The organism is Pseudomonas sp. Irchel s3b2 (assembly GCF_900187445.1).
Lineage (GTDB): Bacteria > Pseudomonadota > Gammaproteobacteria > Pseudomonadales > Pseudomonadaceae > Aquipseudomonas.
Map to the genome: position 1 here is coordinate 210,006 of NZ_FYEB01000002.1, position 14,343 is coordinate 224,348.

A 14,343-nucleotide genomic window follows, 5' to 3' on the forward strand; every position below is an offset into this window, starting at 1 on the left:
GACTCCGTTCTTAAGGTTGTTTGAGGCTGGCCACGGTGGTCGGGTTGGCGCTCGGGATCACGTGCGCAGCCAGGCCGCTGGCGAATACTTGATTGCCCACGGCGCGCAGGGTGATGACTTGAAAGCGCTTATCGACGGTGACCTTGACCACTGAGCCACCCACGGCGCTCGGCAACGTGACGTGGTGCTCGCCTTTCTTCAAACGCAGACGCACCACCTGAGTGTTATCCGGCAGCGTGCGCCACGTACGGGTATCGGCACCTTCGAGTACGGCTGAAGTGATGCCCACCGCAAGGCCCGCCAGCGGGTTGGTTTCGTTGATCTGCTTCTGTGCCACGCCACGGGTGATTGCCCGCACGGTAGTGCGCAGGATGATGCCCGGCATGTCATCACGCAGCGCGCGACGGGACATGGCAGTGGTGCTGTTGAGTTGGGTCAGGTTCAGCTGCTGACCGTCTACGCCGATCTGGGCGAAGGCGGCAGTGGAGGTATCCGGTTTGATGACCGGGAACGACAGCGGCGTGATCACCACGTTGTTGCTGATTGGCAATGGCAGCGGAATGCGGATCGAGTCGCGGGACGGCGCCAGACCGCTTTGCACGACGATCAGGATGTCGCTGTCCTCGTCCTTGACGGGTTTGTCGAGATTCACCAGTGCCTGTTCCAGCAGCGGCGTGTTCGGGAGCAGTTCGATGGCCTTGCGATAACCTGGCGCCGCCAGATCTTTTTCACCCAGGGCTTCATAGACGAAGCCGGCCAGGTAATGGCTGAACGCACTCTGGTAGCTGTTTTTCAGGCTGACCACTTCCGGCGCGTCAAGGCTGGCCACCGGATAACCCTGAAGATCCTTGTACTGGGTTTTGACGCCTTCTTTCTCGGCTTGCTCTTCGCTCTTGAGGTATTCCTTGTCGCGCAGGTCGGCAATTACCGCTTCACGCTCGTGAGTCTTCTTGATTGCGGTGCGCGCGCCGTCGAAGTCGTTCACTGCCAGCAGGTTGAGGGCCATCTGGGTGGTCAGCATGACTTTTTCGTAGTCATAGCCTTCGTAACGACGGACCTTGTCGTTGACCAGGAAGCTGCCGAATTGAGCCAGGTACTTGGCGGTGTCGAGCTTGACCGCGTCTTCCCACTTGCCCACCACCTGATCGGCACTGGTCCAGGCGTTCTGGCTGCCGGACAAATCGCCCTTGGCGCGCAACAGTTCGCCTTTCTCGAAGTAATAGAGCAGGTCTTTGTCTTTGCTGGTGTTGTTCTTTTCCAGCAGGGTCAATGCGGCGTCGATGTTGCCGGAAGCCAGTTGCTGATTGGTTTGTGCAAGTTCCGAGTCGTAGTTACGAAAGGCCGAGCAGCCGGAAAGCAACGTGACGGCGCTGAGCGCGATCAAGATTGGGGCACGGAATGCCATAGGGGTACGTCTTCCCTGAATATAAGCAGCCACGTGCTGGTCGGGCTGTTGGGACCTATCGACAGGGAGACTGGCGTCCTGCCAATTCCTCATAAGAAGAGGAGCTTAAATGCCGAATTGCAATAACGATGGCGCGGCATTATAGACAGGGATGATGGCTATGTAATGGCTTTTTAATTGCACATTTTCAGGGTGGTGCCATTACTTGTTGCAAACCTGAAGCAACCGACTGTGGGTCGTCATCACAAAAATCCAAACACAACAAAGCTTGAGTGAAACTCATTGAGAGTGAACAATGTGTTACTTCGTATTTCCATTTGAGATTTATTCATGACTGCCTCCTCTCGTTTTCTGGCGTGGCTCGTGCTGCCGATGATCGCGTTCTGCAGCTTCAATGCGCTGGCCGAAACTTCGGAAGGTGCACCCAAGGCCTTGCATTTGCTCGATTACATTGGCGCCGATTACCCGGCGACGGTCGAGGCGGGCAAGGTCATCGATGAGTCCGAGTACCGCGAACAGCAGGAATTCCTCAAGGTGCTGCAAGGTTTGATCGTCGATTTGCCGGCCAAACCTGAACGCGAAGAGCTGGAGCAAGGCGTCAGTAGTCTTGGCGCTGCAATCGCCGCTCGCAAAGATGGCGCAGACGTCGCCCGTCAGGCGCGGCAGCTGGGGGCAAAACTGGCGGTGACCTATGAAGTCAGCCAGGCTCCGGTCATCACCCCGGACCCGACCCGCGGCGCGCCGCTGTATGCCCAGCAATGTTCGGTGTGCCATGGCGATGCGGGAGCCGGTGATGGCCCGGCAGGTGTCGGCATGACGCCACCACCGGCCAATCTGCGCGATGCCGTGCGACTGGACCGTCTGAGCCTCTATGCGATCTACAACACGCTTGGCATGGGCGTCGAAGGCACCGACATGCCGGCCTTCGCCGATCAGCTGGATGATCGCCAACGTTGGGACCTGGCGACCTATATCGCCAGCTTCAGTGCCGATCCGGCCGCGGCAAAATCCGAGAAAACCTACAACATCGCCGACCTGGCACGTCAGACGCCAGCCGAAGTGCAGGCCGCCGAAGGTCCGCAAGCAGCCGCGACTTTCCGTGCGCAACGGGCGCAACCGCCGCAGGTCAAGCGTGGCCCGGGGCAGTTGCTGGATTACACGGCGGCCACCTTGGACAAAAGCATCGCAGCCTACCGCGCCGGCGATCACGATCAGGCCTACGACCTGTCGGTAGCGGCGTACCTGGAAGGCTTCGAGCTGGTCGAAAGCTCCCTGGACAATGTCGACGCCAACGTGCGCAAAGACACCGAGAAGTCCCTGATGGCTTACCGTCAGTCGTTGCAGGACGGTTTGCCGGTGACCCAGGCCGAGCAGCGTCTGGAGGCGGCCAAAGCCAAATTGAAAGAGTCCGCTGGTCTGCTCGGCAGTGATGGCTTGAGCTGGTCGCTGAGCTACATTTCCGGTCTGTTGATTCTGTTGCGAGAAGGTCTGGAAGCGATTCTGGTGCTCGCGGCGATCCTCGCATTCCTGCGTAATACCGGTCAGCAATCGGCGGTGCGCAGCGTCAACATCGGTTGGGGGCTTGCGCTGCTGGCCGGGTTGGCGACCTGGGCGGTGGCGGCATATGTGATTGACGTCAGCGGTGCCCAGCGTGAACTGCTGGAAGGTGCGACGGCGTTGTTTGCCAGTGTCATGGTGCTCTGGCTTGGCGTGTGGATGCACGACCGTCGCCACGCAGCGGCCTGGCAGGATTACATCAAGAGCAGCCTGGTGAGTGGCGGCGGGCGTTTCGGGTTTGCGATCCTGGCGTTCTTCTCGGTGTATCGCGAGCTGTTCGAAGTGATCCTGTTTTACGAAACCCTGTGGTTGCAGGCCGGGCCGGCAGGACACAACGCCGTCATGGCGGGCGGGGCGACGGCGCTGGTATTGCTGATCGGTCTGGCCTGGGTGATTCTGCGTGGTTCGGCGAAATTGCCGCTGGCGTTGTTCTTCGGCATCAATGCCGGGCTGCTGTGCGCGTTGTCGGTGGTGTTTGCCGGCCATGGCGTGAAAGCGTTGCAGGAAGCCGGGATCTTTGGCACGCGGCCGGTGCCGTTCTTTGACTTCGACTGGCTGGGGATTCACGCTGATGCTTATTCGCTGAGTGCTCAGGCCGTGGCGATCATTGCGATCATCGTGCTGTACAGCCGTAGCCGGATGGCCGAGAAGCGTAGGGTGTCGGCTTCTTAAAAGCATTCGCTGCGCTCATATTCGCGGGCAAGCCTCGCTCCTACAGGTCCGTGTCGTGTGCATATTCCGCGAACGATATAAATCCGTAGGAGCGAGGCTTGCCCGCGAAGCTTTTTGGAGAGGAAAACACAATGCGCGTATGGATCGATGCCGACGCTTGCCCTCGGGCAGCCAAGGATCTGGTGGTGAAGTTCGCCCTCAAGCGCCAGTTCGAAGTGGTGCTGGTGGCCGGTCAGCCACAGATCAAACCGGGCCTCGCGCTGGTGAAGCTGATCGTGGTGCCCAGCGGTCCGGATGCCGCCGATGATTATCTGGTGGAATACGCGGTGCCGGGTGAATTGGTGATTTGCAGCGATGTGCCGCTGGCGGACCGGCTGGTGAAGAAAGGCGTTGCGGCGCTGGACCCACGGGGCAAGGAGTTCGATGCGCAGAACATGGGCGATCGACTGGCGGTGCGTAACCTGTTCACCGATCTGCGCGAGCAGGGTCAGATGAGTGGCGGACCAGCGCCGTTCGGCGATCGCGAGAAGCAGGCGTTCGCCAATGCGCTGGATCGGATACTTACCCGGTTGTCGGGCAGGTCTTAAGCCAGGTATTAATGATCGTTCCCACGCTCCGCGTGGGAATGCCTCAATGGACGCTCTGCGTCCGCTTTGGAACGCAGAGCGTCCCGGCTGCATTCCCACGCGGAGCATGGGAACGATCAGGTCTCAGGCATCGTTTTCGTGGGTCAGTTCCAGTACGCGGTCGACCAGTTTGTTGATGCCGGAAGCGGCCTCGCTGATCGATTGCGCCAGCATGTACGCCGGAGTGCTCACCAGCTTGCGCGCCTTGTCTTCGACGATGTCGGTGACTGCGCACTCGGCATGGGTGGCGCCCATCTTGTTCATCGCGGCGGCAGTATCGGCATCGTTGCCGATGGTACAGGTCACACCCGGGCCGTAGATCTTGGCCGCCAGGGCCGGCGAGATGCAGATCAGCCCCACCGGTTTGCCAGCCTCGGCGAACGCTTCGGTCAACGCCAGGACGTCAGGCTGAACGCTGCATCCGGCGCCTTCGACGGCAAAGTTCGACAGGTTCTTGGCCGATCCGAATCCGCCGGGAACAATCAGCGCATCGAAGTCTTCGACGCTGGCTTCACGGATATCCTTGATGTTGCCCCGGGCGATCCGTGCCGATTCCACCAGCACGTTGCGCGCCTCGGGCATTTCTTCGCCGGTCAGGTGGTTGATCACATGCAATTGCGCGATATTGGGTGCGAAACACTGCACCTGGGCGCCGCGCTGGTCCAGCCGCAGCAGGGTGATCACGCTTTCGTGGATCTCGGCGCCGTCGTACACGCCGCAGCCGGAAAGGATCACTGCAATTTTTTTGCTCATGGGCTTTTCTCCAGATTCATGGCGTTAAATGTCCACTAATTTGTCACTCGTTGCCATAGGGTTAATACGCGGCTACACCTAATCTCTGCTGAACGATTCTGATCAGGGCGCGTCATGGACTTCATTCTGTATGCGGTGCCGTTTTTCTTTGTGCTGATTGCGGTCGAGTTGCTGGCCGACCGTTGGCGCGGAGTGAACAATTACCGCGTGGCAGACGCGATCAACAGCGTCAGCACTGGTGTGCTGTCGACTACCACGGGCCTGTTGACCAAAGGCGTCGGCCTGGTGACTTATGCCTTCGCCCTGAAGCACCTGGCCTTGATCGAGCTGTCAGCCGACAGTGTCTGGGTCTGGGTGTTTGCTTTCATCTTCTACGACTTCTGCTACTACTGGCTGCACCGCATGGGCCACGAACGCAACATCCTCTGGGCCGCCCACTCGGTGCATCATCAGAGCGAGGATTACAACCTCTCCACGGCCTTGCGCCAGACCAGCACCGGCTTTCTGCTGAGCTGGATTTTCTACCTGCCCCTGGCCGTGCTCGGCGTGCCGCTGGTGGTATTCGTCAGCGTTGCGGCGCTGAATCTGCTGTACCAATTCTGGGTGCATACCCGGCACATTCCCAAGCTCGGCTGGTTCGAATGGTTCTTCGTCACGCCGTCCAATCATCGGGCTCACCATGCACAGAATGCTCTCTACATGGATCGCAACTACGGCGGGGTGTTCATTATTTGGGACCGTCTGTTTGGCTCGTTTCAGGAGGAGGACGACAACGAACCGGTGATTTTCGGCGTGACCACACCACTGGCAAGCTGGAATCCGTTGTGGGCGAACGTGCAGTTCTATGTGCAGCTGTGGGATGACGCCCGGCGTGCCGAAAACGGCTGGGACAAGCTACGAATCTGGTTCATGCGCACCGGTTGGCGCCCGGCGGATGTGGCGGCCAGATACCCGATGAGCAAACCGGACCTGAGCCAGTTCCGCAAATTCGAGGTACCGCTGGACGGGCGCCAGCAGTGGTATGTGGCGCTGCAATTTTGCATCTATATCGCCTTGGGCAGTTACTTGATGAACCTGGAACAGAGCCTGCCGACGTCGGCCCTGGTGTTGGGCTGGGGGGCTGTGGGATGGGGGCTGTTTGTGTTGGGCGTGGCCCTGGAAAATCGCCCGCAGGCGTTGAAGCTGGAGCTGTTGCGGCTGGCGTCGAACCTCCCACTGGTGTGGCTGGCCCCGATGGTCGGGCTATGGCCGGGCAGCGCGGTGGGCTGGGTGGGGCTGCTCAGTTACAGCCTGCTCAGCGGAGTCGGTCTCTACTGTTGTAGAAACCGCTTCACTCGATGGGCGTCGTAGGTTCGCTGGACTTGGCCTGTTCGGCTTTCAACGCTTGCTCGTCGGCGTAGATCTTCTTCGCCAGACGGGCATTCTTGAAACGCCGCCGCAGCCACAGCCCAAAGCCCAGTACCAGCAGGGCGCCCAGCACCCACAGCTCGTACTTCTTGATACTGCCAAGCATGCCTTCGAGTACCGCGCCGAAGTGATAAGAGGCTGCGGCCAGCGCGGTGGCCCAGATTGCCGCGCCAATCCCGTTGAGCAGCAGATAGCGTCCCGGCGGATAGCCCGACAGACCGATCGCCACCGGCATTACGGTGCGCAACCCGTAGACAAAGCGGAAGCTCAGCACCCAGATGTCCGGGTGCTTGCGGATATGTTCCAGCGCCCGATCACCCATCAATTGCCAGCGCGGTTTGCGTGCCAGCAATTTGCGCCCGTGCTTGCGCCCCAGGAAGTACCACAGCTGATCGCCGGCATAACTGCCGAAGAACGCCACGACCACCACCAGATTGATGTCCATGTACCCGCGGAACGCAAGGAAGCCCGCGAGCACGAGAATGGTTTCGCCTTCGAAAAACGTGCCGAGAAACAGGGCAAAGTAGCCGAAGTCATGCAGGAATTGTTGGAGCATTGTCTGGGTGCTGGCGAAATGAACGCGCAGCCTAACCCCTCGGACACATTCAGGAAAGTGTCAAAATGTGTCTCGACGTGAACATTTCCTACAAGGACAATGGAATGCGGCTACGTGTCACGGGGTGCACATAACTGTAATACGTTCGTCATAATGGCCGCTTATAACTGTCACGCTCGCCCGCCAGCGCGGGCTCAGGAGTCTGCCGTGAGCTTTACCCCCGCCAACCGTTTGTTTCCTGCAACCCGCCTGCGTCGCAACCGTCGTGATGATTTTTCGCGTCGACTGGTCCGTGAAAACGTGTTGACCGTCGACGACCTGATTCTGCCGGTGTTCGTGCTGGACGGTGAAAACCGTCGCGAAGCGGTGGCCTCGATGCCGGGCGTCGAACGCCTGACCATCGATTTGTTGCTGGAAGAAGCGGCCAAGTGGGTCGAGCTGGGGATTCCGGCGCTGGCATTGTTCCCAGTGACGCCACCGGAGCTCAAATCCCTGGACGCCGCCGAAGCCTGGAACCCCAACGGCATCGCCCAGCGCGCCACCCGAGCATTGCGTGACCGGTTTCCGGAACTGGGTGTGATCACCGACGTCGCGCTGGACCCGTTCACCACCCACGGTCAGGACGGCATTCTCGACGAAGAAGGCTACGTGCAGAACGACATCACCGTCGATGCACTGGTGAAACAGGCCCTGTCCCACGCCGAAGCCGGCGCTCAGGTGGTGGCCCCGTCGGACATGATGGACGGTCGCATCCAGGCGATCCGCGAAGCGCTGGAGCTGGCCGATCACATCAATGTGCGGATCATGGCTTACTCTGCCAAATACGCCAGCGCCTATTACGGCCCGTTCCGCGATGCGGTGGGCTCGGCGCTGAACCTGGGCAAGGCCAACAAGGCCTCCTATCAGATGGACCCGGCCAACAGCAATGAAGCCCTGCACGAAGTGGCGGCGGACTTGTCAGAAGGCGCGGACATGGTCATGGTCAAGCCAGGCATGCCGTATCTGGATATCCTTTACCGGGTCAAAGAAGAATTCAAAGTGCCGACCTTTGTCTATCAGGTCAGCGGCGAATACGCCATGCACATGGCGGCGATCCAGAATGGCTGGTTGAGCGAAGGGGTTATCCTCGAATCCCTGACCGCTTTTAAACGTGCAGGCGCTGATGGCATCCTGACTTATTTTGCCGTCCGTGCCGCTCAATTGTTACGAGAGCAAAAATAGCCCTCCCAGGAACATTCGATGAATACCGAAGGACTCACTGAAGTTGCCGTAAAAGACGCTCAACCTGTGGTGGAGCAAATCGCCGAAACCCCGCCGGAGCTGGAGCCTGCTCCATCCGCGGTGGTGGTCGAGCCCGTTGTGGCGGCGCCAGTGATTGCCATTCCCGGCCTGGATGACAGCAGCCTGTACATCCATCGTGAGCTCTCGCAACTGCAGTTCAACATCCGCGTGCTGGAACAGGCGCTGGATGAGTCCTACCCATTGCTGGAGCGGCTGAAGTTTCTGCTGATTTTCTCCAGCAACCTGGACGAGTTCTTCGAGATTCGTGTGGCCGGCCTGAAGAAGCAGATCACCTTCGCCCGTGAACAGGCCGGCGCCGATGGCTTGCAACCGCATCAGGCCCTGGCCCGCATCAGTGAGCTGGTGCACGGCCACGTCGATCGTCAATACGCGATCCTCAACGACATTCTGTTGCCGGAACTGGAAAAACATCAGGTCCGCTTCATCCGTCGTCGCTACTGGACCACCAAGCTCAAGACCTGGGTTCGTCGTTATTTCCGCGACGAAATTGCGCCGATCATCACCCCGATCGGCCTCGACCCGACGCACCCGTTTCCGTTGCTGGTGAACAAGAGCCTGAACTTCATCGTCGAACTCGAAGGCATCGATGCCTTCGGTCGCGACTCCGGTCTGGCGATCATCCCGGCACCGCGTCTGTTGCCGCGGATCATCAAAGTGCCGGAAGAAGTCGGTGGCCCTGGCGACAACTACGTGTTCTTGTCGTCGATGATCCACGCTCACGCCGATGACCTGTTCCAGGGCATGAAGGTCAAGGGCTGCTACCAGTTCCGCCTGACCCGAAACGCCGACCTGGCGGTCGACACCGAAGATGTAGAAGACCTGGCCCGCGCCTTGCGTGGCGAGTTGTTCTCCCGTCGCTACGGTGATGCGGTGCGGCTGGAAGTGGCCGATACCTGTCCGAAACACCTGTCCGATTACCTGCTCAAACAGTTCAACCTGCACGAAACCGAGCTGTATCAAGTCAACGGCCCGGTCAACCTGACCCGGCTGTTCAGCATCACCGGTCTGGACAGTCATCCGGAGCTGCAATACACGCCGTTCACCCCGCAGATCCCGAAACTGCTGCAAAACAGCGAGAACATTTTCAGCGTGATCAGCAAGCAGGACATCCTGCTGTTGCACCCGTTCGAGTCGTTCACCCCGGTGGTCGACTTGCTGCGCCAGGCCGCCAAGGACCCGCACGTGTTGGCGGTTCGTCAAACCTTGTATCGCAGCGGCGCCAACTCGGAGATCGTCGATGCGCTGGTGGACGCCGCGCGTAACGGCAAGGAAGTGACGGCGGTGATCGAATTGCGCGCGCGGTTCGACGAGGAATCCAACCTGCAACTGGCCAGCCGTCTGCAAGCAGCCGGTGCGGTGGTGATTTACGGCGTGGTCGGCTTCAAGACCCACGCCAAGATGATGCTGATTTTGCGCCGCGAGGCTGGCGAGATTGTCCGCTACGCCCACTTGGGTACCGGCAACTACCACGCAGCCAATGCCCGTCTGTACACCGACTACAGCCTGCTGACCTCCGACGACGCCTTGTGCGAAGACGTCGGCAAACTGTTCAGCCAGTTGATCGGTATGGGTAAAACCCTGCGCATGAAGAAACTGCTGCATGCGCCGTTCACGTTGAAGAAGGGCATGCTCGACATGATTGCCCGGGAGACGCAATTCGCTCTCGACGGCAAGCCGGCGCACATCATCGCCAAGTTCAACTCGCTGACCGATCCGAAGGTCATTCGCGCGTTGTACAAGGCCAGCCAGTCCGGGGTGCGTATTGATCTGGTGGTGCGCGGCATGTGCTGCCTGCGCCCGGGCATCGCCGGGGTCTCGCACAACATCCACGTGCGCTCGATCATCGGTCGCTTCCTGGAGCACACCCGGGTCTTCTACTTCCTCAATGGCGGCGAAGAGCAGATGTTCCTGTCCAGTGCCGACTGGATGGAACGCAACCTCGACAAGCGCGTCGAGACCTGCTTCCCGGTCGAGGGCAAGAAGCTGATTTTGCGGGTCAAGAAAGAGCTGGAGCTTTATCTGACCGATAACACCCACAGCTGGAGTTTGCAGTCGGACGGTCGCTACATCCGCAACACGCCGACCGGCAACCAGAACCCGCGCAGTGCCCAGGCAACCTTGCTTGAGCGTTTGGGCAGCCCGATTCTGGCTGTTCGTTAACGTAGATTCGGTTGATACAAAAAAGGGCGATCCATATGGATCGCCCTTTTTTGTTCCCGCCCGAGCGGTGAATCACTTGTGGCGAGGGAGCTTGCTCCCTCGCCACAGGGTTTAGCGGGCGTTGAGCACGATGTCCACACGGGTCAACCATTCCGCTTCGATGGCGAAGTCGGCCTGGGTCAGCTGGTTGTCGTCCAGCCAGTGCTCCGGAAACAACACGTCCAGGCTGTCACCGTTGGCGTGCAACACGACTTGTGGCATTTCCTGGGTGCCGCGGATGTGATGGAACAGAATCGCAAAACGCAGCAGCACGCACAGGCGAATCAGTCTGATGCCGTCGTCGCCGAATTCGGCGAATTTGTCTTTGGGAATATTGCGTCGGTGGCCCCGCACCAGCAGCGCGAGCATCTGCTGGTCTTCGCGGGAGAATCCGGCCAGGTCCGAGTGCTCGATCAGGTAGGCGCCGTGCTTGTGGTACTGATAGTGGGCGATGTCCAGGCCCACTTCATGGACCTTCGCCGCCCAGCTCAGAAGTTCGCGCCAGACACCATCATCCAGCCCCCAATCCTCGGCGACCTGATCGAAAGCATGCAGCGCCTTGCGTTCGACTCGCACGGCTTGTTCCAGGTCGACGTGGTAACGCTCCATCAGCGAGCTGAGTGTGCGCTCACGGACGTCTTCGTGATGATGACGGCCCAGCAGGTCATAAAGCACGCCTTCGCGCAGGGCGCCTTCGCAGTGGTCCATGCGTTGCAGTTCGAGGGAGTCGAAGATCGCTTCGAGAATCGCCAGCCCGGCGGGGAAGATCGCCCGACGGTCGGGCTTGATGCCTTCGAAATCGATTTTCTCGACATCGCCGAGTTTGAACAGCTTGCGCTTGAGCCAGGCCAGGCCTTCGGCATTCACTTCGCCGGTGCCATGCCCGCCGGCCTTCAGTGCCAGGCCAATGGCGCGAATGGTGCCCGAGGAGCCGATGGCTTCATCCCAGGTCAGGCGGTGCAGGGCGTGTTCGATGCTCATGATCTCCAGCCGCGCCGCGGTGTACGCCTGGGCGTAACGGGCCGGGGTGATCTTGCCATCCTTGAAATAACGCTGGGTGAAGCTGACGCAGCCCATTTGCAGGCTTTCGCGCAGCAACGGTTCGAAGCGCTGGCCGATGATGAATTCGGTACTGCCGCCACCAATGTCGGTCACCAAGCGTTTGCCCGGGGTATCGGCAAGGGTATGAGAGACGCCGAGATAGATCAGGCGCGCTTCTTCACGGCCGGAGATGACTTCCACCGGATGACCAAGGATTTCTTCGGCGCGGCGGATGAATTCGGCGCGGTTACGGGCTTCGCGCAGGGCGTTGGTGCCCACGATCCGCACGGCACCGGGCGGCATACCGCTGATCAGTTGGGCGAAACGCTTCAGGCAATCGAGCCCGCGCTGCATGGATTCTTCGCTGAGTTGACGTTCTTCGTCGATGCCGGCGGCCAGCTGAACCTTCTCCCCGAGACGTTCGAGAATACGGATTTCGTCATTCTGGGCCTTGGCCACGACCATGTGAAAGCTGTTGGAGCCCAGGTCGATTGCGGCGATCAGGGACAGATTCTTGGCTTGGGATAGCGGCATGGTCAGGGGGTCTCGGTCGATAACCCCGACATCCTGCCACGATCAAACGCTGCCGCCAACGCGTAGGAGCTGTCGAAGGCTGCGATCTTTTACCGCGGGGACATTCGTGGCGTTGCAGATGGCCTCTTCGCGGGCAAGCCCGCTCCTAAAAGGAATCTGTGTTGTCCACAATCTCGCGGACGGCGCAAAACCCTGTAGGAGCGAGGCTTGCCCGCGAAGACGTCCGAACAAGCACTGAAGATCTATCAGCCCGCCGCCTCAACCGTCCCAATGAAATTCGCCAGCTCCGCTGTCTGCGGATTGGCAAATAACACCTTCGGATCCCCCACTTCATGCACCTTGCCATGGTGCATGAACACCAATTTGTCCCCCACCTCGCGGGCAAAGCGCATTTCATGGGTGACCATGATCAGCGTCATGCCCTCCTTGGCCAGTTGCCGGACCACGCTCAGTACTTCGTTGACCAGTTCCGGATCCAGCGCCGAGGTGATCTCGTCACACAGCAGCACTTTCGGTGACATGGCCAACGCACGTGCAATCGCCACCCGCTGTTGTTGGCCACCAGAGAGTCGATCCGGGAACGCATCGAACTTTTCCCCCAGCCCAACCCGTTCCAGCATCTGCCGCGCCAGTTCGGCGGCTTTGGCTTTCGGCACTTTCTGCACCACTTGCGGCGCGAGCATGACGTTTTCGCCCACGGTCAGGTGCGGGAACAGATTGAACTGTTGAAACACCATCCCGACTTTTTGCCGCAGGCTGCGCAGGTCGGCGCGGGCGGCGTCGAGGTATTCGCCATCGACTTCGATCACGCCGTCGTTGATCGATTCCAGGCCGTTGAGGGTGCGCAATAAGGTGGATTTGCCCGAGCCACTGCGGCCGATGATCGCCACCACCTGGCCTTCGTCGACACTCAGATCGATGCCTTTGAGCACATGGTGATCGCCGTAATATTTATGCAGGGCGGAAATTCTAAGCAGAGGCATGCAGTCTCCTTTCCAGATAGCGCGCACTGAGGGACAAGGGGTAGCAGAGCAGGAAGTAACCGAGCGCCACCAGGCCGTAGACCATGAAGGGCTCGAAGGTCGCGTTGGCGAGCATGCCGCCGGTCTTGGTCAGTTCGGTGAAGCCGATGATCGAGGTGACGGCGGTGCCTTTGACCACTTGCACCGAGAAACCCACGGTCGGCGCCACGGCGATGCGCAGGGCTTGCGGCAGGATCACGTAACGCAATTGCTCCAGCGGATTGAGCGCCAGACTCGACGAGGCTTCCCACTGGCCGTTGGGGATCGAGTCGACGCAACCGCGCCAGATCTCCGCGAGATAGGCGCTGGTGAACAGCGTCAAGGCAATCGCCGCGGCCATCCACGGCGAAATTTCCACACCGGCCAACGCCACACCGAAGAACACCAGAAACAGCTGCATCAATAGCGGCGTGCCTTGGAACAGTTCGATGTAGGTGCGGGCGAAGTGGCTGGGCAGGGATTTTTTTGAAATCCGCATCACCATGATCAGCAAACCGATCAGCCCGCCGCCGATAAACGCCACCAGCGACAATGCCAGGGTCCATTGCAGGCCCGTGAGCAGGTTGCGCAGGATGTCCCAGAAGGTGAAATCGCTCATTGGCTGCTGCTCCTTGCTATGTAGCGCCGGCCGATCCAGTTCAGCAATTGGCGGATCAGCAGCGCCATGCACAGGTAGATCAGTGTGGTCAGGGCATAGGTTTCAAAGGCGCGGAAGTTGCGCGATTGAATGAAGTTGGCGGCGAAGCTCAACTCTTCGGTGGCGATCTGCGAACAGACCGCAGAGCCGAGCATCACGATGATGATCTGGCTGCTCAGGGCCGGCCAGACCTTGCCCAGCGCCGGCAGCAGAACCACATGGCGGAAGGCTTCGAAGCGCGTCATCGCCAGGGCGGCTGCGGCTTCCAGCTGCCCGCGGGGGATCGCTTGAATGCCGGCGCGAATGATCTCGGTCGAATAGGCACCCAGGTTGATCACCATCGCCAGCACCGCCGCCTGCCATTCGGAAATCTGCAGCCCCAGCGACGGCAAACCGAAGAAGATGAAGAACAACTGCACCAGGAATGGCGTGTTGCGGATCAACTCGACGTAAACCCCGAAAATGCCGGCGAACGGGCGGATGTTCCACGCCCGCACCAGCGCTCCGACGATACCCAGACCGACCCCCAGTACCGCGCCAATGGCCGTCAACTCAAGGGTGAACAGCGCACCGCGCAGCAGCAGGTCGGTGTTTTCCACGACCGGCAAGAAATCAAACTGATAAGCCATAAA

General features: G+C 59.8%; 12 protein-coding genes. 5 read left to right on the forward strand and 7 right to left on the reverse strand.

Annotated features, from left to right (window positions below; genetic code table 11):
- Window positions 1-10 precede the first annotated feature (10 nt).
- The gene (locus tag CKW20_RS07805; protein ID WP_095052422.1) at window positions 11-1,405 is read right to left on the reverse strand and encodes a COG3014 family protein; all 1,395 of its coding nucleotides are present in this window, start codon (window positions 1,403-1,405) and stop codon (window positions 11-13) included.
- 330 nt (window positions 1,406-1,735) lie between these two features.
- On the opposite strand from CKW20_RS07805, the gene CKW20_RS07810 reads away from it, so the two are divergent.
- Both CKW20_RS07810 and CKW20_RS07815 read left to right on the forward strand, forming a co-directional pair.
- The gene (locus CKW20_RS07810; protein ID WP_095052423.1) at window positions 1,736-3,634 is read left to right on the forward strand and encodes an FTR1 family protein; all 1,899 of its coding nucleotides are present in this window, start codon (window positions 1,736-1,738) and stop codon (window positions 3,632-3,634) included.
- A gap of 131 nt (window positions 3,635-3,765) precedes the next feature.
- Entirely contained in the window at window positions 3,766-4,221 is a 456-nt protein-coding gene (locus CKW20_RS07815; protein ID WP_095052424.1) for a YaiI/YqxD family protein, read from the forward strand.
- Between the two features lie 123 nt (window positions 4,222-4,344).
- Here the strand turns inward: CKW20_RS07815 and elbB are convergent, their stop codons facing one another.
- Complete coding sequence (gene elbB, locus CKW20_RS07820) at window positions 4,345-5,013, reverse strand: isoprenoid biosynthesis glyoxalase ElbB (protein WP_095052425.1); 669 nt, start codon at window positions 5,011-5,013, stop codon at window positions 4,345-4,347.
- A gap of 114 nt (window positions 5,014-5,127) precedes the next feature.
- On the opposite strand from elbB, the gene CKW20_RS07825 reads away from it, so the two are divergent.
- Window positions 5,128-6,363, forward strand: a complete 1,236-nt coding sequence (locus CKW20_RS07825) for a sterol desaturase family protein (RefSeq protein WP_095052426.1) — start codon at window positions 5,128-5,130, stop codon at window positions 6,361-6,363.
- Here the strand turns inward: CKW20_RS07825 and CKW20_RS07830 are convergent.
- Entirely contained in the window at window positions 6,344-6,976 is a 633-nt protein-coding gene (locus CKW20_RS07830; RefSeq protein WP_007899360.1) for a DedA family protein, read from the reverse strand. The genes CKW20_RS07825 and CKW20_RS07830 overlap by 20 nt on opposite strands.
- 207 nt (window positions 6,977-7,183) lie before the next feature.
- On the opposite strand from CKW20_RS07830, the gene hemB reads away from it, so the two are divergent.
- Window positions 7,184-8,197: a porphobilinogen synthase gene (gene hemB / locus CKW20_RS07835; protein ID WP_095052427.1), complete on the forward strand. Its 1,014-nt coding sequence runs from the start codon at window positions 7,184-7,186 to the stop codon at window positions 8,195-8,197.
- An 18-nt stretch (window positions 8,198-8,215) separates the two neighbouring features.
- A complete protein-coding gene (gene ppk1 / locus CKW20_RS07840; protein ID WP_095052428.1) occupies window positions 8,216-10,438 on the forward strand; it encodes a polyphosphate kinase 1 in 2,223 nt (740 codons plus the stop codon).
- Window positions 10,439-10,549: 111 nt separating this feature from the next.
- Here ppk1 and ppx read toward each other — a convergent pair whose 3' ends face one another.
- The 4 genes from ppx to CKW20_RS07860 all read right to left on the reverse strand — a co-directional run bounded on the left by ppx (window position 10,550) and on the right by CKW20_RS07860 (window position 14,340).
- Complete coding sequence (gene ppx / locus CKW20_RS07845; protein WP_095052429.1) at window positions 10,550-12,052, reverse strand: exopolyphosphatase; 1,503 nt, start codon at window positions 12,050-12,052, stop codon at window positions 10,550-10,552.
- Between the two features lie 245 nt (window positions 12,053-12,297).
- A complete protein-coding gene (locus tag CKW20_RS07850; protein ID WP_008076079.1) occupies window positions 12,298-13,035 on the reverse strand; it encodes an amino acid ABC transporter ATP-binding protein in 738 nt (245 codons plus the stop codon).
- Entirely contained in the window at window positions 13,022-13,672 is a 651-nt protein-coding gene (locus tag CKW20_RS07855) for an amino acid ABC transporter permease (protein ID WP_007899375.1), read from the reverse strand. Before CKW20_RS07855 ends, CKW20_RS07850 begins: the two co-directional genes overlap by 14 nt.
- Window positions 13,669-14,340, reverse strand: coding sequence for an amino acid ABC transporter permease (locus CKW20_RS07860; protein WP_008076077.1), 672 nt, complete (start codon window positions 14,338-14,340; stop codon window positions 13,669-13,671). The genes CKW20_RS07855 and CKW20_RS07860 overlap by 4 nt, the downstream gene beginning before the upstream one ends.
- Window positions 14,341-14,343: the final 3 nt, after the last annotated feature.